The organism is Limnoglobus roseus (genome assembly GCF_008254045.1).
Lineage (GTDB): Bacteria > Planctomycetota > Planctomycetia > Gemmatales > Gemmataceae > Limnoglobus > Limnoglobus roseus.
This window is the reverse complement of record NZ_CP042425.1, coordinates 859,972-882,764: the sequence shown is the minus strand read 5'-3', so window position 1 is coordinate 882,764 and position 22,793 is coordinate 859,972. Positions and strand designations below refer to the sequence as shown.

Annotated in this window: 19 protein-coding genes; 9 read left to right on the top strand and 10 right to left on the bottom strand. The window is 65.7% G+C overall.

The window, feature by feature from the left end; translation table 11 throughout:
* The first annotated feature begins 321 nt into the window (after positions 1 to 321).
* The 3 genes from PX52LOC_RS03475 to PX52LOC_RS03465 all read left to right on the top strand — a co-directional run bounded on the left by PX52LOC_RS03475 (position 322) and on the right by PX52LOC_RS03465 (position 3,131).
* A complete protein-coding gene (locus PX52LOC_RS03475) occupies positions 322 to 1,761 on the top strand; it encodes a BBP7 family outer membrane beta-barrel protein (protein ID WP_149108780.1) in 1,440 nt (479 codons plus the stop codon).
* 143 nt (positions 1,762 to 1,904) lie between these two features.
* Complete coding sequence (locus PX52LOC_RS03470; RefSeq protein WP_149108779.1) at positions 1,905 to 2,126, top strand: hypothetical protein; 222 nt, start codon at positions 1,905 to 1,907, stop codon at positions 2,124 to 2,126.
* Positions 2,127 to 2,195: 69 nt separating this feature from the next.
* Positions 2,196 to 3,131: a c-type cytochrome gene (locus PX52LOC_RS03465; RefSeq protein ID WP_149108778.1), complete on the top strand. Its 936-nt coding sequence runs from the start codon at positions 2,196 to 2,198 to the stop codon at positions 3,129 to 3,131.
* A gap of 4 nt (positions 3,132 to 3,135) precedes the next feature.
* Here the strand turns inward: PX52LOC_RS03465 and PX52LOC_RS03460 are convergent, their stop codons facing one another.
* Genes PX52LOC_RS03460 through PX52LOC_RS03450 form a run of 3 tightly spaced genes read right to left on the bottom strand, consistent with a single transcriptional unit; the run spans position 3,136 to position 5,296 of the window.
* Positions 3,136 to 3,372 (bottom strand): hypothetical protein, encoded by a 237-nt coding sequence (locus PX52LOC_RS03460; RefSeq protein ID WP_149108777.1) that lies wholly within the window; start codon positions 3,370 to 3,372, stop codon positions 3,136 to 3,138.
* A 9-nt stretch (positions 3,373 to 3,381) separates the two neighbouring features.
* Positions 3,382 to 3,870 (bottom strand): hypothetical protein, encoded by a 489-nt coding sequence (locus PX52LOC_RS03455; protein WP_149108776.1) that lies wholly within the window; start codon positions 3,868 to 3,870, stop codon positions 3,382 to 3,384.
* A gap of 22 nt (positions 3,871 to 3,892) precedes the next feature.
* Positions 3,893 to 5,296 (bottom strand): DUF1501 domain-containing protein, encoded by a 1,404-nt coding sequence (locus PX52LOC_RS03450; RefSeq protein ID WP_149108775.1) that lies wholly within the window; start codon positions 5,294 to 5,296, stop codon positions 3,893 to 3,895.
* 225 nt (positions 5,297 to 5,521) lie between these two features.
* Here PX52LOC_RS03450 and hemB point away from each other — a divergent pair, with 225 nt between their 5' ends.
* Both hemB and PX52LOC_RS03440 read left to right on the top strand, forming a co-directional pair.
* Positions 5,522 to 6,541, top strand: a complete 1,020-nt coding sequence (gene hemB / locus PX52LOC_RS03445) for a porphobilinogen synthase (RefSeq protein ID WP_149108774.1) — start codon at positions 5,522 to 5,524, stop codon at positions 6,539 to 6,541.
* Between the two features lie 174 nt (positions 6,542 to 6,715).
* A complete protein-coding gene (locus PX52LOC_RS03440; RefSeq protein WP_149115410.1) occupies positions 6,716 to 7,927 on the top strand; it encodes an acyltransferase family protein in 1,212 nt (403 codons plus the stop codon).
* Between the two features lie 41 nt (positions 7,928 to 7,968).
* Here the strand turns inward: PX52LOC_RS03440 and galE are convergent, their stop codons facing one another.
* Both galE and PX52LOC_RS03430 read right to left on the bottom strand, forming a co-directional pair.
* Positions 7,969 to 8,955, bottom strand: a complete 987-nt coding sequence (galE, locus tag PX52LOC_RS03435; RefSeq protein ID WP_149108773.1) for a UDP-glucose 4-epimerase GalE — start codon at positions 8,953 to 8,955, stop codon at positions 7,969 to 7,971.
* Between the two features lie 88 nt (positions 8,956 to 9,043).
* Positions 9,044 to 9,553, bottom strand: a complete 510-nt coding sequence (locus PX52LOC_RS03430; protein WP_149108772.1) for a hypothetical protein — start codon at positions 9,551 to 9,553, stop codon at positions 9,044 to 9,046.
* A gap of 187 nt (positions 9,554 to 9,740) precedes the next feature.
* On the opposite strand from PX52LOC_RS03430, the gene PX52LOC_RS03425 reads away from it, so the two are divergent.
* A complete protein-coding gene (locus tag PX52LOC_RS03425) occupies positions 9,741 to 12,659 on the top strand; it encodes an FAD-binding and (Fe-S)-binding domain-containing protein (protein ID WP_149108771.1) in 2,919 nt (972 codons plus the stop codon).
* 32 nt (positions 12,660 to 12,691) lie between these two features.
* On the opposite strand, the gene PX52LOC_RS03420 is transcribed toward PX52LOC_RS03425, so the two are convergent.
* Positions 12,692 to 14,986: an exo-beta-N-acetylmuramidase NamZ domain-containing protein gene (locus PX52LOC_RS03420; protein ID WP_149108770.1), complete on the bottom strand. Its 2,295-nt coding sequence runs from the start codon at positions 14,984 to 14,986 to the stop codon at positions 12,692 to 12,694.
* A 170-nt stretch (positions 14,987 to 15,156) separates the two neighbouring features.
* On the bottom strand, positions 15,157 to 15,471 hold the full coding sequence (locus PX52LOC_RS03415) for a tetratricopeptide repeat protein (protein WP_149108769.1): 315 nt from the start codon (positions 15,469 to 15,471) through the stop codon (positions 15,157 to 15,159).
* Positions 15,472 to 15,744: 273 nt separating this feature from the next.
* On the opposite strand from PX52LOC_RS03415, the gene PX52LOC_RS03410 reads away from it, so the two are divergent.
* On the top strand, positions 15,745 to 17,172 hold the full coding sequence (locus PX52LOC_RS03410) for a trypsin-like peptidase domain-containing protein (RefSeq protein WP_149108768.1): 1,428 nt from the start codon (positions 15,745 to 15,747) through the stop codon (positions 17,170 to 17,172).
* 101 nt (positions 17,173 to 17,273) lie between these two features.
* On the opposite strand, the gene tgt is transcribed toward PX52LOC_RS03410, so the two are convergent.
* A complete protein-coding gene (tgt, locus tag PX52LOC_RS03405) occupies positions 17,274 to 18,392 on the bottom strand; it encodes a tRNA guanosine(34) transglycosylase Tgt (protein WP_149108767.1) in 1,119 nt (372 codons plus the stop codon).
* A 110-nt stretch (positions 18,393 to 18,502) separates the two neighbouring features.
* Complete coding sequence (locus tag PX52LOC_RS03400) at positions 18,503 to 19,843, bottom strand: tetratricopeptide repeat protein (RefSeq protein WP_246173832.1); 1,341 nt, start codon at positions 19,841 to 19,843, stop codon at positions 18,503 to 18,505.
* A gap of 308 nt (positions 19,844 to 20,151) precedes the next feature.
* Here PX52LOC_RS03400 and PX52LOC_RS03395 point away from each other — a divergent pair, with 308 nt between their 5' ends.
* A complete protein-coding gene (locus PX52LOC_RS03395) occupies positions 20,152 to 20,577 on the top strand; it encodes a PRC-barrel domain-containing protein (RefSeq protein WP_149108765.1) in 426 nt (141 codons plus the stop codon).
* Positions 20,578 to 20,635: 58 nt separating this feature from the next.
* Here PX52LOC_RS03395 and arfB read toward each other — a convergent pair whose 3' ends face one another.
* Positions 20,636 to 21,055, bottom strand: a complete 420-nt coding sequence (gene arfB / locus PX52LOC_RS03390; RefSeq protein ID WP_149108764.1) for an alternative ribosome rescue aminoacyl-tRNA hydrolase ArfB — start codon at positions 21,053 to 21,055, stop codon at positions 20,636 to 20,638.
* Positions 21,056 to 21,141: 86 nt separating this feature from the next.
* Between arfB and PX52LOC_RS03385 the strand changes: the two genes are divergently transcribed.
* Positions 21,142 to 22,773, top strand: a complete 1,632-nt coding sequence (locus tag PX52LOC_RS03385) for an ArnT family glycosyltransferase (RefSeq protein ID WP_149108763.1) — start codon at positions 21,142 to 21,144, stop codon at positions 22,771 to 22,773.
* The last annotated feature ends 20 nt before the right edge of the window (positions 22,774 to 22,793 follow it).

Genomic DNA, 22,793 nt, shown 5'->3' with positions numbered 1-22,793 from the left:
CCTCTCAAGTGAGAAAATTCGACCTTCACTGGTACTATTCTGCGGAATATCGACGTATCACTTCAAGTCAAATTCGTCAAAATTCATTCAGGTTAACATCGCACCTGTCAGAAAAACCGTTCGGTTATTCCGATTGATCGGAGAAGCAGGTTTAAAGTGGCTCGTTTTGAGAATATGGCGAAAAGGGCTATGGCCGGGGAATACCGAACAGTGGGGAGAATCCGATACGGAGGTTGTACGGGATGGAATCAATCCGCGGGCAATTCCCCGTAGTCCGGCAGGAGCCGGATGCCGCCCGCGAGTAACAGGGAGAGGAGTCCCATGCTGACCCGTTTTCTCGGTGGCGTGGCGGCTTGCGTCGGAGCAGCCGGTGCGCTGTCGGCCCAACAAGCCGCACCCACCGCGACCGCCCCTTCGTCGGCCGTCCCCGCTAGAGTTGCTGCCACGACCATCGACCGTGGCTCACCCCTCGCTACCGCCCCCAATTTGATCGCGGTCCAGGCGACGACCCCGGCCAAGCCGGCGGCCCCGGCACCCGTCGCGGCCAAGCCGGGAACCCCGATCCCGGCCAGCCCGGCTACCCCAGCAACCCCCGTCCAGACGCCGATGTCCGGCCTCTTGACCGAGGGTGGGTGTAGTGCCGTTGCGTGCCCCGCCCCGGCCGCCTGTGCCGTGCCGTGCGGCCCGCCCGGAAAGTTCTGGTTCGACGCCGGCTACTGGTATGGTCACCTGACCGGCCAGAACGTGCCGCCGCTCGTCACTGCGGCCCCTGTCGGTACACCGCGGGCGGTGGCCGGTACGCTGGGTGGTCCCGGCACGACGGTCCTTTACCCGACCGGCAAGGTGAACAGCAATTGGCGGAGCGGGTTCTACCTGAACGCCGGCATGTGGTTCGACGACGCCCAAAAGTGCGGGATCGAAGGCAACTTCTTCTTCCTCGGCCAGAGCAAACAAGGCTACACGGCCAGCGACCCGACCGGTGCCTCGATTATCACCCGGCCGTTTACGAACACGATCACCGGCCTGCCGGACACGGAACTCGTGTCGTTCCCCGGCATCCTGGCGGGCAGCATTAACGTGCAGTCGCGGTCGAACATCATCGGCGGTGGCCCGAACTTCGTCAAGAACCTCTGCTGCGGGCCGTGCGGCCGCTTCGACCTGCTGCTCGGGTACACGTACCTGAACGTCCGGGACGAGATCAACATTCAGGAGAACCTGACCTCGCTGCCGGGCCAGACGAACGTGACACCGGGGACGATGTTCCAGGTCAACGACAACTTCAAGACCTCGAACAACTTCCACGGTGCGAACATCGGCTTCGCCACCGAACGCCGGTACAGCCACTACTACCTCGGTGCACGGGCGGGCGTGGCCCTCGGCGTGAACCACCAAGTCATCGACATCGACGGGAACACGACGATCACGCCGCCGGGCGGCCCGGCGCAAACGTACCAGGGCGGCCTGTTGGCGCAGCCGTCGAACATCGGCCACTACACCCGCGACCGCTTCGCGGTGATGCCGTGGGTCGGGCTGAAGGCCGGCGTGCAACTGACACCGCACCTGCGGGCATACGTCGGGTACGACTACCTGTACCTGAGCAACGTGGTGCGGGCGGGCGATCAGATCGACCTCCGCGTGAACCCGACGCAGATCCCGCCGCGGACCAACGGCGTGACCGGCCCGGCCTTCCCGGTGTTCACCCCGAAGGAAACGGGCGTGTCGCTCAACGCCATCCGCTTCGGCCTCGAAGGCCGCTATTAATCGTGTGAAATGTGTTAACCCTCGAAGCCCACGGACGCTCGTCCGTGGGCTTTTCGTGTTCCCGGGAAATTGCCCTTGTCGTCGGCCCCCGATTGCGGCACAATCCCCCTTTGCTTCTCCCAAGAACAAGGAGGTTCTGGGCCATGACGACGACGAAATCCCGTTTACCGGTTTCCCCCGCCCTGCCCGCGATCGACGCGAGCGAACTCCGGTGGGCCGCCACCGAAGTCGCGACCCTGATCCGCCAAGCCAGCCCCGACTCGGTAGTGGCCACCGTGCTGCAACAAACCCTGCGGGAATTGAACAGCCTCAAGCCGAGCGCCGACGCCACCGTCGTCGGCCCGTTTCGCTTGAAGGCGGCATAGTCGAGTATCACAAACAAGTCGAGCTGTCACCCGTTGCTTTCGTGCCGGTTTCTCGGTATTTGAAGTAACATGGGTGACTCTCCGGTTCTCTTCCCCGCTCACGCCGCCCCTCCGAAGCTCTCGCGATTCCGCCAGGGCCTCGTCGGGCTGGCCCCGTTGGCCCTGCTCGCCGCCTGGCTTGCCGGCGGTGTCGCCACCTTCGACTACGCCAGTCGCACCCCGCCGCCGTCGGACCACATGCCGCCGCCGGACGGTCGCGCGCTCTTCATCAAACACTGTGCGTACTGCCACGGCGAGAACGGCACCGGCCAGGGGCTTGCCGGGCTGAACCCGCACGCCCGGTACTTCGGCCGGGACAAGTACAAGTTCACCAGCACGCACAAGGGCGATCAGGGCGGCCTGCCGACCGACGCCGACCTAGTCTACACGATCCGAACCGGCATCCTCGGTTCGGCGATGCCGGGCTTCGCGGACAAGATGACCGACGACGAACTCCGGGCGGTCGTCGCCCACGTCCGCGACCTGTCGCGGGCCGGGTTGGTCGAGCGGTACAAGCGGGAAGCCGACAATAACCAGGAAGACCCGGACTGGAAGGACATCGCGAAGAAGGTCGAGAAGGAATCGCAACCCGGCGAGGCGAACACCTTCCCGGCCTTCACGCCGGCCACGCCGGCGTCGGTGGACCGGGGCCGGGTGTTGTTCGTGAACACGGCAAAGACGGCGTGCGCGTCGTGCCACGGGGCCGACGGCCGCGGCGACGGGCCGGGCGTGGTGAGCGACAAGAAGAACGACCCGCCGTGGATCGGCGGCGACGGCTTACCGAACAAGCCCCGTGATCTGACCAGTGGCGTGTTCAAGACGGGCGGCGAGAAAGCCCACCTGTATTCGCTGATCTTCTACGGCATCCCCGGCACGCCGATGCCACCGCACAGCAAGCTCTCGCCGCGGGAGGTCGAGGACTTGGTGGACTACGTCCAATCCCTCGGGGCGAGCGCGAAGAAGTAGCAGATCAGTTCCCGACCGCCCAGAAAAGGGCACACGCCAGTGCGAGCAGCATCACCACGATGATGAACCACGACCGCCGTTCCGGCGGTGCGTCCTCGCCCGACTGATAGTTCCCGCACTTCGGACACTGTTCCGTCCCCTCAGCGATCTCCGCGCGACAATATCGGCACGGCACGGTCTGCCACTCGTCGTCGTGGTAGACGCCGTCCGGCAGGTCGTCGTCCTCGTCATATCGCGGCACGGCGATTCCTCAGGGTGGTTCTTGGAACGATGGCACTTCCGTGGCCCAATTCAGGCCGGGGTCGCGGTCGCCGTGACGGAGGAAGTATTCTAACGCTCGAAATCCCTTGGCTCGGGTGACCGTCCAGTACCGATGAATCTCGTCCACTTGGCCGTTGCTGAGGGTGAAGTCGATAGTTTCGTCGGAATCTCGCGATCGCGAATCGCAACAGTATGAGTCGATACCGCCGGGTTGCGTCATGTGGCTGACCCACGCCCGGTCGTCGGTCAGGTGCACCCAGACGGAACCGGATTCGCCCCCGTCCCGATCCAGGTAGATGACCAGTTGTTCGTGGTCCCGGTACGGGTCGAAGATTCGCCGCAGGGCGGCAATGTTCGAAACCGGGTGACGAGGACCTCCCTCGCGAGTTGGCTCGAACCAAACCACCTGAACTGTGTAGCCGGGCGGGGCCGGTTCGTTGTGGTGGAGATCGACTTCTTTGTTGCCTTGAATCGGCACGGTTTCGCCCGTCGGAGGACTTCTACACCAGTTCCTTGATCGGCTCGCCGCGCGGCAGCATCGGCATCGGCCGGCCGGTGCCGTCGGGGAAACTCGTGCTCGCGTAGTCGATGTGCAGGTGGTTGAACACCGTCGCCCACAGGTCTTCCGGGACCATCGGCCGGTCCTTGGGCGTCTCGGCCTTGCTCGTCGTGCTGCCGATCGTTTGGCCCATCTTCATCCCGCCGCCGCTGACCAGAATCGACATCGCCGACGGCCAGTGGTCGCGGCCGGGTTGCGAGACGCCCGTCTGCGTGCCCTTCGAGTATTCGATCTTCGGCGTACGGCCGAACTCGCCGGTCACGACGAGCAGCACCCGCTTGTCGAGGCCGCGGGCGTACAGGTCTTCGATGAGGGCCGAAATCGCTTGATCGAGGAAGCCGAGCTTGAACTGCGTGTCCTCGAAGATGTGACAGTTGACCGCGTGCGAGTCCCAGTTGTACGTGTGGTTCTTCACCATCTGCTCGCCGGGCGGCGTGGCGTTTTCCATGACCATCGTCACCCAACTCGCCCCGTGTTCGACCAACCGCCGGGCCATCAGCGCCCGCTGGCCGTAGCGGTGGTTGCCGTACCGTTCGCGGAGTTTGGCCGGCTCTTTCGTCAGGTCGAACGCGGACTTGGCCGTGTCCTTCGTCACCAGTTCCAGGGCACGTTGGCGGAACGTGTCTTGAGTGGCGGCGTTGCCGGTCAGGTCGCCGACGAGCGGCTTATTGATCTTTTCCAGCAGCGACAGTCGGTCGGCGATCTTCTCTTCCGTGCCGGGCAGCAGGGACAGGTTCTTGATCTCGAACTTCTTGTCCGACGGGTCGCCGACGATGGTGAACGGGTACGTGTTCGGGCCGAGGTACGACGAGCCGAAGCTGAACGTGTCGATGTTCTGGCGGCCGCCGTCCACGCCGGCGATGTAGTTCGGCACGCCGGCGTGCTTGTGGGCGAGCATCTTCGCCGCCATCGAGCCGACCATCGGGTAGTCGTTGATGAAGCCCGTCGGCTGCATCGGGTCGCGGCCGGTGAGGAACTTCTTGTGCCCGCCGCCGTGGTCCGCGAACGTGTGCGCGATGCTGCGGATGATCGCGTACTTGTCGGCCATCGTCGCCAGCTTCGGCAGGTACTCGCAGATGTCAATGCCGGGGACGTTCGTGTGGATCGGCTTGTACGGCCCGCGGTACTCGGCCGGCGAGTCCGGCTTCATGTCGAAGGTATCTTGGTGCGGCGGCCCGCCCGGCAGCCAGACGAAGATGACGGCCGGGTCGTTCGACGACGTACTCGCTTTCGCCCGGAACGGCGTGACGCCCAACGCGGTCGACGCGACGGCGACAGACCCGAAGCGGAGGAAATCGCGGCGGTTCGGACCGGGGCAGGATCGCGGGAGCTTATCGGCCGACATTTACGATGCTCCGAGGAGATGGGAGCCGTGGGGTGGGATGGTGTTAAAGTAATCGACCGCGGGCAGGGCGTCAAATGAGTTTGGGGCCGCGAGGGGCCGCGATTTTTGGAACCCAGAGCGGAAGCGACGGGGTGTGGAGACGGCCTCGCCACCCCGCCGCTTCCGCTCTGGGTTCCAAAAGAAGGCCCGATACAATTCGGTATCTCGCACAACTCGGAGAGCGTCATGGCTTCGCAGCTTCCATTCCCGACTGCCGGCTTCCCCACGGTCCGCCCCCGCCGGTTGCGGTCGTCACCGATCCTGCGCGAACTCGTGCGCGAGACGAAACTCGACGCGGGCGACTTCATCCTGCCGCTGTTCGTGCGAACCGGCCGCGGCGTGCGGAACGAGATCGCGTCGATGCCGGGCAACTTCCAACTCAGCGTGGACACGCTCGTCGAGGAAGTCGGGGCCGCGAAGGAACTCGGCGTTCGCTCGTTCATGCTGTTCGGCATCCCGCCGAAGAAAGACCCCGAAGGCCGAGTGTCGCTGGACGAGGACGGCATCGTGCAGCAGAGCCTTCGCGCTCTGCGCAAGGCTTACGGGCAGGACGTGTACCTCGTCACCGACGAGTGCCTGTGCGAGTACACCGACCACGGCCACTGCGGCCCGCTGTGCGAGACGCACGCCGGCCTCGACGTGGACAATGACGCCACGCTGCCGCTGCTGGCCGCGCAGTGTGTCAGCCACGCGAAGGCGGGGGCCGACCTCGTCGCCCCGAGCGGCATGATGGACGGCATGGTGCAGGCCATTCGCCGTGGCCTCGATGACGCCGGTTTCGCGAATCTACCGATCCTGAGCTACGCGGCGAAGTACGCGAGCGGCTTCTACGGCCCGTTCCGCGACGCGGCCGAAAGCCCGCCGTCGTTCGGCGACCGCTCGACCTACCAGATGGACCCGGCCAACACGAACGAGGCGATTCGCGAAGTGGCCCTCGACGTGCAAGAGGGGGCCGACCTCGTGATGGTGAAGCCGGCGTTGTCGTACCTGGACATCATCCACCGGGTGAAGGAGACGTTTGGGTTGCCGGTGGCCGCGTACAACGTGAGCGGCGAGTTCGCGATGGTGAAGGCCGCCGCCCGCAACGGCTGGATCGACGAACGTCGCGTGACGCTGGAGATTCTGACGAGCATCAAGCGGGCTGGTGCCGACATGATCCTGACGTACCACGCGAAGGACGCGGCGAAGTGGCTGCGGACGGGGTAAGAAAGCCTGCTCGCTTCGTGGCCAATCACTGCTGCGAAGCCCCAACAGTGATTGCTTCGCAAACGGTTCGCCGATCAATTCGACCTGCTTCACCACGACGCCGAATCGGTCTGGAACTTGGCCGCCGCCCGCGGCACGATACAACACCCGGCGTCCCTCACGCCGGGTGCTTTCATGTCACCGACACCACCGCCGCTCGCTCGCATCACGTCCGTCGACGCCTACCGCGGCTTCGTCATGCTGCTCATGATGGCCGAGGTGCTGCACCTCGGCCGGATGGCGAAGACCTTCCCCCATAGCCCCGTCTGGCAGTTCCTCAGCTGGCACCAGTCGCACGTCGAGTGGCGCGGCTGCTCGCTGCACGACCTCATTCAACCGTCGTTTTCGTTCCTCGTCGGCGTGGCGTTGCCGTTCTCGATCGCCAGCCGCGTCGCGAAGGGGCAGTCGTTCACGCGGATGACGCTGCACGCTGTTCTGCGGGCGGTGTTGCTGATCTTGCTCGGCGTGTTCCTGCGGTCGATGGGGAAGAAGCAAACGAACTGGACGTTCGAAGACACGCTCTCGCAGATCGGGCTCGGCTACGTCTTTCTGTTCCTTCTCGGCTTCGCGAAGCCGGTCTGGCGGTGGGTGGCGCTGTCGGTCATCCTCGTCGGCTACTGGCTACTGTTCGCCGCGTGGCCGGCTCCGGCACCAGACTTCGATTACACGACCGTCGGCGTGAAGGGAGACTGGGGGGGGCTTTCTAGCAGTTGGGGTACCGACATGAAACACCCGACGGGGTTCGCCGCCCACTGGGACAAGAACACCAACCCGGCCTACGCCTTCGAGCAATGGCTGTACCCCCACCTGCCGCGGACGAACCAGCACAACGGCGGCGGCTACGCGACGCTCAGCTTCATCCCGACGCTCGGCACGATGATCCTGGGATTGATCGCGGGGACGTGGTTGAAGGAAATGGGTGCGAATTGGCGAATCGTCGGCCGGTTCGTGCTGATCGGCCTGCCGCTGTTGGCCGCCGGGTACGCGCTCGATCACCTCGGCATCTGCCCGAACGTGAAGCGCATCTGGACGCCGAGTTGGGTGCTGTTCAGCGGCGGGTGGTGCTTCCTGCTGCTCGCGCTCTTCACGGCCGCGACCGACGCCATCGGGTACACCGGCTGGAGTTACCCGTTGCGGGTCATCGGGGCGAACTCCATCGTCGCGTACTGCGGCTCGCACCTGATCGAAGACTTCGTCCTCGGCTCGTTCCGCACGCACTTCGGCCCGACGGTCTTCCAGATGTTCGGCACCGAGTACGAGCCGTTCGTCTCCGGCGTGGTTCTGCTGCTGGTCTACTGGCTCATCCTGTGGTGGATGTACCGCAACCGCATCTTCGTGCGGATTTGAACCGAAAAGCCCAGGGACGGCCGTCCCTGGGCTTGCGCCCGCTACTTGTCGCCGTAGCCCTTCGGGTGGGCTTTGTGCCAGTTCCAGGCCGTTTCGAGGATTGCCCGCAACTGCGTGTACTTCGGCTGCCAGCCCAACTCGCGGCGGATCTTGTCGCTGCCGGCCACCAGCGATGGCGGATCGCCGGCCCGTCGAGGGGCTTCCTTCACGGCGATTTTCTTGCCCGTCACTTCCTCGGCCACCTGGATCACTTCGCGGACACTGTACCCGCGGCCGATGCCGACGTTGTAGAAGTTCCCCTGGTTCGGCTGAATCTTCTCCAGGGCGAGCAGGTGGGCTTCCGCCAGGTCGTCGACGTGGATGTAATCGCGGATGCACGTGCCGTCCGACGTCGGGTAGTCGGTGCCGAAAATCTCGATGTGCGGCCGCTGGCCGAGCGCCACTTGTAGCACGAGCGGGATCAGGTGCGTCTCCGGCGTGTGGTCTTCGCCGATGCTGCCGTCCGGGGCGGCCCCGCTCGCGTTGAAGTACCGCAGGGCCGTGAACCCGAGCGGGTACGCGGCGGCGTAGTCGGCCAGCATCTTCTCGAAGCAGAACTTCGAGTTGCCGTAGGGGTTGATCGGCGACTGCTTCTCGTCCTCGGTGATCGGCATCGCGGTCGGCACGCCGTAGGTCGCGCAGGTGCTGGAGAAGACGAACCGCGGGATGCCGAGCCGCCGGACTCGCTCCAGCAGGTTCATGCTGTTGAGCAGGTTGTTCTGGTAGTACTTCGCCGGGTTCGTCACCGACTCGCCGACGTAGGCGAAGGCGGCGAAGTGGATCACCGCCTCGATCTGGTTCACCACCATGATCTGGTCGAGGTGGTCGATGTCCTTGAGGTCGCCGACGACGAGCGTTTCCTTCGGCACGGCGTCCCGGTGGCCGAAGGAGAGGTTGTCGTAGACCGTCACCGCGTGGCCGCGGGCGAGGAGGAGCTTGACCGTGTGGGAGCCGATGTACCCCGCGCCGCCCGTCACAAGAATCCGCATGAGTGTCTGCCGCGTGTCGAGGAGAAAGCAACCGGCGGGCGTCGGAGTGAGTCCGACGCCCGCCGGGGAAGTTTACTGACGGTTCGTCTTACCGGCGGAAGATGCGGCTGAACAGACCCGTGCGGGTGGTCCGCACGCGGCCGGCGGCGGGGGTCGTGGTCCCTTCCGTCACCGTGACCGGGGCCGCGGTCGTGCTCATCATCGGGGCCGATTCCGTCGTCACGACGGGCGGGGTGGTCGTCACAATCGTCGGCGTGGTGGTGACGCCCGGGGTCGTGGTCACGCTCGGCACCGTCGTCGACGGCATCGGCATCGGTACGGGAATTGTCAACTGGGTCTGGGTCACGGTCGCGGCTTGCGACAGGACCGGGGCCGTCATCACCGGCGTGGTGTAGCTCGCCGGCGTGACGGTGGTGCGGGCGGCGCGGCGGCCGAACAACCCGCGGTGGGCCGTCGTGGTTTCCACTGCTGGCGTCGATTGCGTCACGACCGTCGTCGGCAACGCGGCCGGTGGCGGGATCATTTGAGCCGAGGCGGTGTCGGCCGACAGGCCGAGAAGGGCGATGGCTCCGGCCATCAAAGTGCGGCGTGCGAACATGCTGCTTCTCCTTACAGAGCGAATCCATCGTCCGGAATCGGCGGCACGCAAGAGCGGCCCCGCCGCCCGACCCGCATCCCGCGAGCCGCACCGGCCGTCCGTGAAGACTATGTTCGTTCGCGTGAGCGAAACTTCAACCCTTGTCGCCGGAAAATCTCCACCCGCCGCGATCTCGTAAAATGCCCCCATGAGCAACTTCGCGGCGGTGCGGCACGATTCGCTGGTCCGGTACCTCGCCCGGCACGTGACCGGCGAGGTCCGCTTCGACGACACGTCCCGCCGCCTGTACGCCACCGACGCCAGCCATTACCAGATTCCGCCCCTCGGCGTGGTGATCCCGAAGACCGAGGAAGATGTGCTCGTCGCGGTGCAGATCGCCGCCGACCTGAGCGTGCCGATCACCGCCCGCGGCGGCGGGACGAGTCTCTCGGGGCAGTCGATCGGCCCCGGCATCGTGCTGGACTGCTCGAAGTACCTGAACCGCGTTGGCGAGATCGACGCGGCAAATCGTACCGTTCGCGTACAGCCCGGGGTGGTGCTCGATCAACTGAACCGGGAACTCGCGCCGCACAACCTCTTCTTCGGCCCCGACGTGGCGACCGCGAGCCGGGCGACCATCGGCGGCATGATCGGCAACAACTCCGCCGGCTCCCGCTCCATTCGATACGGCAAGACCATCGACCACGTCCGCTCTCTGTCTGCCATTCTCTCCGACGGCACGCGCACCACCTTCGGCCCGCTGACGGCTACGGAGAAGCAACGCAAGCTCGAACGCCGCGACCGCGAAGGAGACATCTACCGCACCGTCGAGCGCGTCGTCACCACGAACGCCGACGAGATCGACCGCCGGTTCCCGAAGATCGTCCGCCGGGTGAGCGGGTACAACCTCGCGGACGTGAAGCCGAACACACTCGTGCCGCTCATCGTCGGCAGCGAAGGTACGCTCGCCGTCGTGTCTTCGGCTGAGTTGTCGCTGGTGCCGAAGCCGGTCCACCGCGGATTGCTCGTACCGCAGTTCGACTCGCTGCGGGCTGCGCTCGATGCGCTCGCGGTCTGTCTGGAATTCAAGCCGTCGGCCGTCGAGTTAATGGACGAACTGCTGCTGAACCTGGCCCGCCAACAGCGGTCGCTGAAGCACGCGATGGGGGCCATCCACGGCACGCCGGCCGCCGTGTTGATGGTCGAATTCATCACCGACACCGCGAGCGAAGCGGCCGCCCTCGTCGAGAAGTTGTCGGCGAAGCTCCGCGGGGCGAAGGGGCTGACCGTGGCGGTGACGGCCAACGACCCGCAGTTGCGTGACCCGCTCTGGAACCTGCGGTCGGCGGCCGTGCCGCTGCTGTACGGGATGGCCGGCGACGGCAAGCCGATCACGTTCTGCGAAGACACGGCCGTGTCGCCGGAGAAGCTGCCGGAGTTCGCGACGCGGTTCCGCGAGATCTTCCACAAGCACGGCACCGACGGCACGTTCTACGGCCACGCCAGCGTCGGCTGCCTGCACATCCGGCCGGTACTGAACCTGCACGACCCCGGCGACGTGGTGCGGATGCGGGCGATCATGACCGACGTGACCGACCTGGTGCTCGAGTTCGGCGGCAGTCTCAGCGGCGAGCACGGCGACGGCCTCGTGCGCAGCGAGTGGAACCGGAAGATGTTCGGTGACGCCATCTACGACGGCTTCCGGGACATCAAGCGGGCGTTCGACCCGACGAACGTGCTCAACCCCGGCAAGGTTGTCAACGGTCCGGCGATGGAGGAGAACCTCCGGTTCACGCCCGGCCACACGGTCGCCGAACCGCCGACGGTCTTCAACTACGAGAAGCAGGGCGGCTTCTTCCGCAGCATCGAACTCTGCAACGGGGCCGGCGTCTGCCGCAAGACGCAGGGCGGCTCGATGTGCCCGAGTTACCGCGCGACGATGGACGAGCGCGACAGCACGCGCGGCCGGGCGAACGCCCTGCGACTCGCCTTGAGTGCGGAGCGCGGCGTGCGGAACGCGGAGGTCAAAACCGAAAGCTTTCCTCCGCACGCTGCGATCCGCGCTTCGCACTCCGCACTGGAAGAGCGGTGGGTGGCCGACGTGATGGACCTCTGCCTATCGTGCAAGGCGTGCAAGGCCGAATGCCCGAGCAACGTCGACGTGGCGAAGCTGAAGGCCGAGTGGCAGCAGGCGTACTACCGCCGGCGGCCGCGGCCGGTCGGGCACCTCATGCTCAAGAACATCGACTGGCTCTCGCCGCTGGCGTCGCAAGTTGCCGGGCCGTTGAACTGGTTCGGCCGCCGGAGCCTGATCCGCCGCGTGATGCAGTGGTCTACCGGGTTCGACCGCCGCCGGAGCTTGCCGGAGTTCCACCGGCAGCACTTCCGCCGCTGGTTCTCGAAACGCTCGCCGCTCGCCGCTCGCCGCTCGGTAGTGCTTCTCGACGACTGCTTCACCACCTACCAGGAACCGCACATCGGTCGGGCGGCGGTCGAAGTGTTGGAGAAGGCCGGCTACTCGGTGCAACTCGCGAACGTCTGTTGCGGGCGGGCGATGATCTCGAAGGGCTTCCTCACGGCGGCTCAAGGACTGGCCGAGCGCGGCATCGCGAAGCTGATCGCCGCCGCCGACGCGGGTGTGCCGATCCTGGGGTTGGAGCCGAGTTGCGTCCTCACGCTTGCCGACGAGTGGCCGGAGTTGGTGCCCGGCGATGCGGCCAAGCGCGTCGCGGCGTCGGCGTTCCTGATCGAGTCGTGGTTGGCGAACGAGATCGCGGAGAAGAAGTGCGAGTTGCTGGTTCGCGCGAAGACTTCGAAAGCGCTCTTCCACGGCCACTGCCATCAGAAAGCGCTCGTCGGCGTCGGCGGCACGCAAGCGGCGTTGAAGCTCGTACCCGACCTCGCCGTGACCACCCTCGACGCCGGCTGTTGCGGCATGGCCGGGGCGTTCGGCTACGAAGAGGAGCACTACGACCTCAGTGTGAAGATCGCCGGCTTACAACTCCTCCCCGCGCTGGCCGCCGACCCCGCGGCGGCGGTGATCGCCACGGGCACGTCGTGCCGCCACCAGATCCGCGACCTCACCGGCCGCCACGCCGTTCACCCGATCGAGTTGTTCACGGGTTGATCGGAGGTGGGGGTAGGACCGGCCGCCGGTTCTCACTCCTCGTAGAGCAGGACCGCCGCTCGCCGGTCGAGGTACTTTTGCAACTCGGGCTGCCATGCCTTCTCCAACTCGGCGACGGATTTGCCCGCCGTCAGGCCGTCGAGCGTGGCCTTATGAAGCAACAGCGTGTCGAACCGCTTTGTTTCCCACTCCTTCGGGTAGAGCTTCCGCAACGCCGCCGCCATCGACAGGCCGACGGGGACCGGCCGCAAGCGGTTCCAGTCCTCGACGATGATGTCGATGCCGCCGCACTCCTTGTCTTTGAACGTGGAGCTCGTCGGGGTGCGACTCGTCGGCACGAACTTCACGCCGGACAGCTTCGCCCGGTTCAGTTCGGCGGCCAACTTGCGGCCGTCGATCCACGGCGCGCCGATCCACTCGAACGGGCGTTCCGTGCCGCGGCCGACGCTGACGTTCGTCGTCTCCAGCAGGCCGACGCCGGGGTAGAGCATCGCGGCGGTGAGGTGCCGCATGTTCGGCGACGGGTTCCGCCACGGCAGGCCGGTGCGGTCGAAGGTGTCGCCGCGCCGCCAGTTCTCGCACTTCACCACGGCCAGGTCGGCCCCGATCTTCCGCTCCGCGTTGAACATCCTCGCCATCTCGCCCACGGTCAGACCGTGCCGCAGCGGAACGTCGTGGTAGCCGACGAACGAGCCGCGGCCTTCGTCCCGCACCGGGCCTTCTACCAGGACGCCGCCGATGGGGTTTGGCCGGTCGAGGACGACGACGCGAAGGTTGTTCTCCTTCGCCGCTTCGAGGATGAGGCCGAGCGTGCTGGAGTAGGTGTAGAACCGGCAGCCGATGTCCTGGATGTCGTAGACGAGCGTGTCGATGCCCTTGAGCGTCTCGGCCGTCGGCTTGCGGCGCTCGCCGTAGAGGCTGAACACCGGCAGGCCGGTTTGCTCGTCCTTGCCGTCGCCGACCTTCTCGTCCTTCTCGCCGCGGATGCCGTGTTCCGGACTGAACAGCGCGACGAGCTTCACGCCGTCGGCCTTCGCGAGAAGGTCAATCGTGGGCGTGCCGTCGGCGGCGCGGCCGGTGTGGTTCGTCACGAGGCCGACGTTCTTTCCCTTCAAACTCGCGAACTTGTCGCGCCGCAGCAGGTCGATGCCGGTCAGCACGGGAGCCGTGCGAACGGCGGTCGCCTTCTGGTGGAACAGCCGCCCGCTGTCGGTGGTGATCGCGCTCGCCACGATGTTCGCAACTTGCCGGCGGATCTCGGCCGAGTTGCCCTTCTTCTCGTCGGGGTGAAGGCGGTTGGTCAGGATAATGATGGCGGTCTTCGACGGCGGATCGACCCAGACCGACGTGCCGGTGAAGCCGGTATGGCCGAAGCCGTCGCCGGGCGGGAACAGGTCGCCGCGGGGGCCGGAATAGCTGGTGTCCACGTCCCACCCGTAGGACCGCAGACCGCCGGGAACAGGGTGCGGGTCGGTGAAGAACTTCACCGCGAGCGGGCTGAGGATGCGCGTGCCGTCGAGTTCGCCGCCGCGGAGGAGCATCCGGCAATACCACGTCACGTCGTCGGCCGTGCTGAACAACCCCGCGTGCCCGGCTACGCCGCCGAGGGCGAACGCCCGCGGGTCGTGAACCTCACCGGCGATGGGCTTACCGTCGCGCACCCCGGTGATGGCGAACGGCATCCCGGCGGCGGGCTTGTAGCCGGACTTCGTCATCTTCAACGGCTTGAAGACGTTCTCGGCCGCGAACTCGTCGAGCGGTTTGCCGCTGATCTTGGCGACCAACTCACCGAGGACGATGTAGCCGACATCGCTGTACTTGAACCGCGTTCCCGGCGGCGCTTCGAGCTTCAAATTCGCGACGCGGCCGAGCATCTCGTCGCGCGTGCCGACGTAATCCTTGATCGAGTTGTCGGGGATCAGCCCGGCCGTGTGCAGCAAGCAGTGTTCGACGGTCACGCCCTCCTTGCCGTTGGCGGCGAACGCCGGCCAGTACTTCGCCACCGGATCGGAGACTTTGATTTTGCCCTGCTCAACGAGCAGCGCCACCGACGTGCCGGTGGCGATCGACTTCGTCAGCGAGGCCATGTCGAAGACGGCGTCGAACGTCATCGGCTGCTTTTCGGGCACGAGTTGTCGGTAGCCATAGGCCTTGCGGAAGACGACGGCGTCGTCGTGAACGACCACCACGACCGCCCCGGGGACATTGGCTTTCTGAATCTGCTCGGCGGCGACCGCGTCGATGCGGGCGAGGCGAGCGGGGTCGATGTCCCCCAGGGCAAGCGGAGCGAACAGCAGCAGGGCTGCTGTGACGAGGGCAGGTTTCATACGTGAGACTCGTCTCGAAGGGGATACGGCAGGCGGGGACGCGAAGGAGAGGTCTGCGAGGAATCTTAAAGACATTTCACCACGGCGGCACGGAGGGCACGGAGAAAACCAAACCCGAAGAAGCTCTCTTCTCGGTGTCCTCCGTGTCCTCCGTGGTTCGTTCTTGCCCTTTACTCGATCGCCCCGAGCAAGCCTTCCATCTCGCCGAGGGCGTGGGTGTCGCCGTGGGTGCGGGCGGCGGCGATGCCGTCGCGGAGCATCTGGCACGCTTCCTCGACGCGACCGAGGCGGTTGAGGGCTTGCCCGGCCATGTGATAGGCCGGTACGTAGGGCGTACTCGCGATGATCTGTTGAAACTCCCGCACGGCCATCGCATCGTCGCCGGCGCTCGCGTACTCCATCGCCAGGGAGTAGCGGAGCAGGGCGTCGGTCGGATCGTCCGCCAACATCGCTTCAATCTTTTCCATGCGTGGCGTCTTTGCCATCGAAACGTCTCGGGAAGGCGGGCGGGCGGGCGGTTTTCCTTCAAGTGTAGCCGGCGCGGTGGAACAAGCAATCGTGGCCGTGCGCCCGCACGACCGGAACAGTTTCGCCAACCCGTCCGGGTGTTACACCGCGCTCACGCCGTCCACGCGGCACGATCCCGCCCGCGATTGGGGCAATCGTGCGGGCCGGGCCATCCTTCGGTGCGGCGAGTCGGCGGGCGAATCCGATTTGATGCTTGTCACGCCAGGAAGGTACGCCGTTGTGGGGACACCATGTCGCAGCCCGCTCGTTCATCCGCCCGCTCGCTAACCGCCCGCTTTGCCCGCCGCTGTTTGCTGTCGGCCGGGTTCGCGGTCGGCGGGTTCGCCAGTTACATGGCGACGGCCCAGATGCCGGCGACGCCCACGCGGGCCGCCGACCGGCCGCTGGGCAGCAACCTCCGTCGCGACGCGATGGTGGACATCGTCGAGCGGATGAAGGCGGCCGTCGTTAACATCCACAGCGAGCGGACGATCACCTCGTCGCCGGACGACCCGTTCCGCGGCACGCAACTCCAGCCGCAGCGCGTGAAGGGGATGGGCACGGGCATCGTCCTGGACCCGCGCGGGTACGTCGTCACCAACTTCCACGTCATCGACGACATCCAGACGATTCGCGTGACGCTCTCCGACGGCAAGAGCGTACCGGCCCGCGTGATCGCCACGGACAAGAAGGCCGACCTCGCCTTGGTGAAGATCGAGCCGTACTCCTCGCTGCCCCTCGTGACACTCGGCACGGCCACCGACCTGCTCGATGCCGAGACGGTCATCGCCATCGGCAACGCCTTCGGGTACGAGCACTCCGCGAGCGTCGGCAACGTCTCTTACAAGAGCCGGGACGTGGCGCTCAACAAGGAGATTTCCTACACCGGGCTGATCCAGACGACGGCCCCGATCAACCCCGGCAACAGCGGCGGACCGCTGTTCAACAAGAAGGGCGAACTCGTCGGCGTGAACGTTGCCATCCGGGCGGGGGCGCAGAACATCGCGTTCGCCATCCCGGTGGACACGATGATCGAGCGGGCCGCGGAAATGCTCGCGTCCCGCAAGCGCGGCGGGGCGTGGCACGGCCTCGTCGTCAAGAACCACGTCGAACGGGCCGACGAAGAAAGCCCCGTCCGCCGGTGGGTCACGGTGGACGGGACCGAGGCGAACTCCCCCGCGAGTGCGGCCGGGCTGAAGACCGGTGACCTCGTGGAGCAAGTCGGCGATCTGGCCGTCACGACCACAATTGACGTGGAACGCGGCTTCCTGGAACGACCCGCCGGGGCGAAGGTGTCCGTTCGCGTCCGCCGGGGATCGGAGTCGATCGCGACCGCGATTCAACTCGGGGCGACCGAGACGAAGACGCCTGAAATTCCCAGCACGACGATCCTCCGCCGCACCGGCTTGAAACTGTCGCCGATGGGCAAGGACGCCGTCGCCAAGATCGACCCGCAACTCCGCGGCGGCCTGCTCGTGACGGACGTGATCGGCCCGGCCGCGAAGGCGGGCATTCAGAAGGGCGACCTCGTGATCGGCTTCCATTTGTGGGAGGCGCTAAACGTGGACAACGTGATGTTCGTGCTGAATCACAAAGAGCTCGCGACCTTCAACCCGGTGAAGACGTTCTTCGTCCGCGAGGGCAAGGTTCGCGAGGCGATGATGGTGGTCGGAGAGTAAAGACATCTCATTTTTTGGAACCCAGAGCGGAAGCGACGGGGTGTGGGAGAGCATCCCTCACCCCGTCGCTTCCGCTCTGGGTTCCAAAAGCCTTGGCAGAATCAGGCGGCTGGCGCCGGCCGCTTCCACCCCGCCAAACATTCCGCGTGAAAGTCCGCGAACCGCCCCTCAACGATGGCCCTTCTTGAGTCCCGCATCAGCCGCAGGTAGAACGCGATGTTGTGCAGGCTGAGCAGGATCGGCCCGAGCATTTCGTCCACGCGGAAGAGGTGGTGCAAGTACGCCCGGCTGAACGTGCGGCAGCAGTAGCACGGGCAGTCGGCTTCCAGCGGGGCCGGGTCGCGCTGGTGGCGGGAGTTCCGCAGTTTCACGATGCCGGCGTAGGTGAAGGCGGTCGCGTTCCGGCCGTTTCGCGTCGGCATCACACAGTCGAACATGTCGATTCCCGATGCCACCCCCGCGAGCAAGTCTTCCGGCCGGCCGACGCCCATCAGGTACCGCGGCTTCTCCTCCGGCAAACAGGCCGCGCACGTGGGCAGGGCCGCGTGCATTGCGGCCGGCGATTCGCCCACGCTAAAGCCACCGAGGGCGTAGCCGGGGAAATCCATCGCCACCAGTTCCTTCGCGCACTCGGCCCGCAGGTCGAGGTTCGTCCCGCCCTGCACGATGGCGAACTGCACCTGATCCTTACGGGTGTGATGGGCCTTGCACCGTTCGGCCCAACGGATCGACCGCGTCACGGCCCGCCGGACAACCTCCGGCGGCGCGTCCCCCGGCGGGCACTCGTCCAACACCATCGCGATGTCAGAGCCGAGTTGCTGCTGAATCTCGACGGCCTTCTCCGGCGTCAGTTCCAACAGCGAGCCGTCGACGTGACTGCGGAACTTCGCCCCGGCATCGGTGATCTTGGCCTGGCTCGCAAGGCTGAAGACCTGGAACCCGCCGCTATCGGTCAGGATCGGGCCGTCCCACTTCATGAACTTGTGCAACCCGCCGAGTTCCGCGACGAGGTCGCCGCCGGGCCGTAGGGCGAGGTGGTAGGTGTTGCCGAGGATGATCTGCGCGCCGGCGTCGCGGACCATGTCTGGCGTCAGGCCCTTCACCGTGGCCTGCGTGCCGACGGGCATGAACACCGGCGTCTCGACGACGCCGTGCGGCGTGGCCATGCGGCCGACACGAGCCGGGCCGTCGCGGTGGAGGAGTTCGAAGGAGAAGGTCATGAAGGGGCGACCCGGTGAGGGTGACACGGGAAAAGGCGAAGGGGCGACACAGTGGGGATGTCTTTTCACCCCTTCACCGTGTCACCCCTTCACCCGTTCATTTCAAAAAATCAGTCGCCGCGCAACTTCAGACCCAGGCCCGTCAGCTTTTCCTTCACTTCGGTCAGCGAGGTGACGCCGAAGTTCTTGGCCTCCATCAGTTCGTCGGAGGTCCGCTGGCAGAGTTCGCCGATGGTCGTGATCTGGAGGCGGTTCATGCACTTGCGGGCACGCACCGACAGGTTCAGCTCGCTCACCGGCTTGCCCATCATCGCCTGTTCTTCCGGCGACAGGTTCGACTGCGGGCGGAGCTTGAACTCGTGCTGTTGGCCCTGGTCGAGCGACTGGCCGATCCGCAGGCCCTTCTGGGTCATGATGACCTTGATCTCTTCGAGCGACGTTTCGCCGAAGTTCTTGCTCGCCAGCAGTTGCGGTTCGCTGATCCGCGTCAGGTCGCCGAGCGTACGAATGTTCATCCGCTTCAGGCAGTTCCGGCTGCGGACGGACAGTTCGAAGTCGGTGATGGGCACTTCCATCACCTGCTTCCACTGCATGGAAACCTTCTCGTCCTCCGGGCTGTAGAACTGCGACAGCGACGCTTCCGCGTCTTTGCGGAACAGCCGGGCGCGTTCGTCGTGCGGGTCGGCCTTCGTCAACCGCTTGTAGCAGTCGGTGGCCTTGTCGTAGATGCCGGAGTCCTCGTACAGCACGCCGAGGTTGTACAGCGTGCCCTTGTTCACCGGCGGGTGCTTCAGACACCGCTCGTAGTAGCCGATGGCCTCGTGGTCGTTGCCCGCGAGGTCGTTGAGGAAGCCGAGGCGGAACAGCGCGCCCGTGTGGGCCGGGTCGAGGTCGACCGACCGCTCGTAGCTCTTGGTCGCCCGGACCACGTCGCCTTCGGCTTCGGCGAGGCCGCCTTCCTGGTAGTGGAACTCGGCGTTATGCGTGGCCATGTCCTTGACTTTGGCCAGGATCGCCCGCGCTTCGGTGGCGTTCCCCTGCTGCCGGACGACGCCGGCCCGTTGCAGTTGAACTTGCTGGGCGGCGTACCCGCTCTTCTCGGCCTTGTCGAAGGCCTTGAGGGCTTCGTCGAACTCCTGGCGGGCGTTGTACGCGCGGCCGAGGAAGAACGCGGCGAGCGGGCCTTCCGACTGCTTCAAGTGCTCAACGGCCTTATCCATGTGGCCGAGGTAGAACTGGGCCACGCCGATCTTCAGGTGGATCTTCTTCTGGGCGGGGCCGGCCGAGACGGCGAGCCGCTTTTCGAGGACTTCGCTGATCTCGCGAAGGTTCTTGATTTGGGCCGGGGCTTGGGCCAGGCCTTCCCGCAGGCGGGAGACCATGCTCCCTTCGAAATCTTCGCGCTCGACGAGCAGCGCGCGTAGGTCAATGAGAGTTTCCGTCACGTCCATCTCCGTCGCCGGACCTTGCCGCGTGTCGGCCGAGCACGCGAGAGCCAGCGAATCCAAGGTGAAGGCCGAACGGACATTCTATTGAAGGTGGGCCGTTCACGGCAAGAGAGGCTCGCCCGGCCGACCGCCCTAACCCGAATCCCTTTGCCATGTGGCAGGTTCCGGACACGATCTGAGGGGATATTCCCTGTCGGCGTTCGCTGGTGGCACAGTGGGCACCGATGTTGCGAGGTGTTGGGCAGCCGAGCAGCCATTTCGGAGATGGTTTGTGAAACGGCGAATACTGTCCTCTTGAAGGAGACTCTCCAATGACGAACAACCTACTGCGCCGGAGCTTGGCGACGGCTTGCGTGATGGTGATGGCCGCCACGGCGAGCGCTGTCGATCCCGTTGGAACCTATCGGGCCAAGGAAGTCCTCGGCACGAAAATCATGATCGGCACGACTTCAGTCGGAACGGTGGACGACATCGTGTTCGACGACGCCGGTAACCTGGAATACCTGATCGTCGATAACGGCGGGAAACTGACGACCGTTCCCTGGGAAGCGGCGAAATTCGACGTCGCGCGGCGTGAAGCGATCCTCACGATTACGCCCCAGCAGTACCAGGCGATTCCGACGTATACGGTGAAGACGTACCCGAGCTTCTACACCCCGGCATACCGGACGGAAGTCTATAAGTACTACGGCGTGACCCCGCGGGAACTCCGCCGCATCGAGCGGATTCGCCGCTAACTTTCGGGCATCTCTAAAAGCACGGGGGCGGGAACTTCGGTTCCCGCCCCCGTGCTTTTTAATCGTCGCCGCCCACGCGGCGGTTCGTCTTCCGCGACGATTGCCGCTTTTTCTCCTCCAACCGCCGCATCTTGGACCCCTTCGACGGCTTGGTCGCCCGCCGGATGGTGGGCCGCTTGGCCGCTTGCCGGATCAGGTCGGCGAGTTTCTCCAGACACGCCTCGCGGTTCCGCTCTTGGTCGCGGTACTCCTGGGAACTGATGACGAGTTCGCCCTCCGTCGTCACGCGACTGGGAAACAGTTCGCGCACGCGGTCCTTCACGACCGGCGTCAGGTGCTCGCTCGCGGCCATCGGCCAGCGGAGGACAGCTTTCGACGACACCTTGTTGACGTTCTGCCCGCCGGGGCCGCCGGAGCGGGCGTAGCTCCACTCGAACTCCTCGTGGGGAATCTGGATCGTCGGCGTAATTTCGAACATCTCAAACTCCCCCTCGGCACCCCGGCTTGACGGCCTCCTCGATTCTACCCTACGATCCCGCCCACTGTGCGTAGTGAGGAGACGGTATGAACGCTCGCGTCGGTGCGAAACTGGAAGTCGTGGCCCCCCGGCGGGTCGTCTCGCCGATCGACGCCGGCTACCTGCTGCTCTTGCTCGCGGTGTCGCTCGGCCTCCACGGCTGGCTCGTTTCGCGAATTCAAGTGACCGCCCGCGACGGCATCGGGTTCGCCCGTGACGCCCTGAAATTGCACCACGCCCGCATCATCCCGGCCCGCAACGGCGACACCCGGATGAGCGTGCAGGAAGTGCTCAAGTCGGCCCAACAACCGCCGGGCTACCCCCTTGCGGTCCTCGGAACGTGGGAGGTCGTTCGCCACGTCTGGGACGCCGACCTGCCCGCGCAGATTCTGAAGAGCGCGCAAATTGTCAGCCTGATCGCGGCCGCGTTCCTGGTGTTCCCGACGTACTGGCTCGGGCGGATGCTCTTCAACAGCAAGTTCATCGGCTTCGCCGGGGCACTGCTTTTCCAGACGCTCCCGTCCATCGCCCATCTGACCAGCGACGCCCTTACGGAATCGCTATACCTGTTGTTCGCCTCCACGGCCCTGCTGCTCGGCCTGCGGGGACTTCGCCGGCGGAGCGTCGGCATGTTCCTCCTCTGCGGTCTCGCCACCGGTTTGACCTACGTCGTGCGGCCGGAAGGCGTGATGTTCCTGCTCGCGGTGGGCACGACCATCGCTGGCGTCGGCATCTTCCGCGTCTGGGGCCGGGGCGAGGCGCTCGGCCGTCTGGCCGCATTGGCCATCGGTTTCGGCCTCGCCGCCGCCCCTTACATGATCATCATCAATGGCTTCTCGAACAAGAACGCCTTCAATACCATCCTCGACCAGATGAAGGGCGCACCGACACCGCTCTGGCAGAAAGCCGCCGAAGGGCACGGCGCTCTCGTCCGATCACCGGCCCTGTTCGCCGACTTCTCGCAACAGGGGAATCGCATCGTCTGGGCCGGCACGGCCATCGCAAAGGAAACCTCGAAGGCGGCCCACTACGCGGTCTTCGTGCTCGGCCTCGTCGGCATCGGCCTGCACCGCCGCCGCATCGCCGCCGATCCGGGGTTGGCCATGCTCATGGTCCTCGGCGTGATTAACCTCAGCGTGTTGGCCGTCCTCTCGCTGAAGGTGGGGTACGTCTCCGAACGGCACACCGTCGTTCTCGTCCTCGTCCTCAGCCTCCTCGCGGCGGCGTCCCTGGAACCCGTCTGTCAGTCGCTCGGAACTTGGACCAAGTTCGCGGCCCGCGGGCTACTCCTCGCGCTCGTGGCCGGGGCACTGCCGGCCGCGCTCAAGCCGCCGCACGAGACACGCCTCGGCCACCCGCACGCGGGCCACTACCTCGCGGAACACGTCGGGCCGCAGGATGCGTTAATCGACCCGTTCGAGTGGGCACAGTGGTACGCCGGGCGAACGCTGCTGGGGGTGCCCGAAGACCCGAAGCCGCCGCAGGCGCGGTGGGTGGTGATGGAACCGGGCAAGTCGCCGCACTCGCTGCTGCCGCGGTACGAGAGTGCGGTGGCCGTGGTGGCCGACACGAAGAACGTCGCCGAGTTGAAGTACTGGTGGCCGGAGGACGTGCCCCGGGCGGACGCACCGCAGAAGGCGAAAGTGCTGGTCTACCGGCAGGCCGGCGACGGAAAGTGACGGCGAAAGCCCAGGGACGG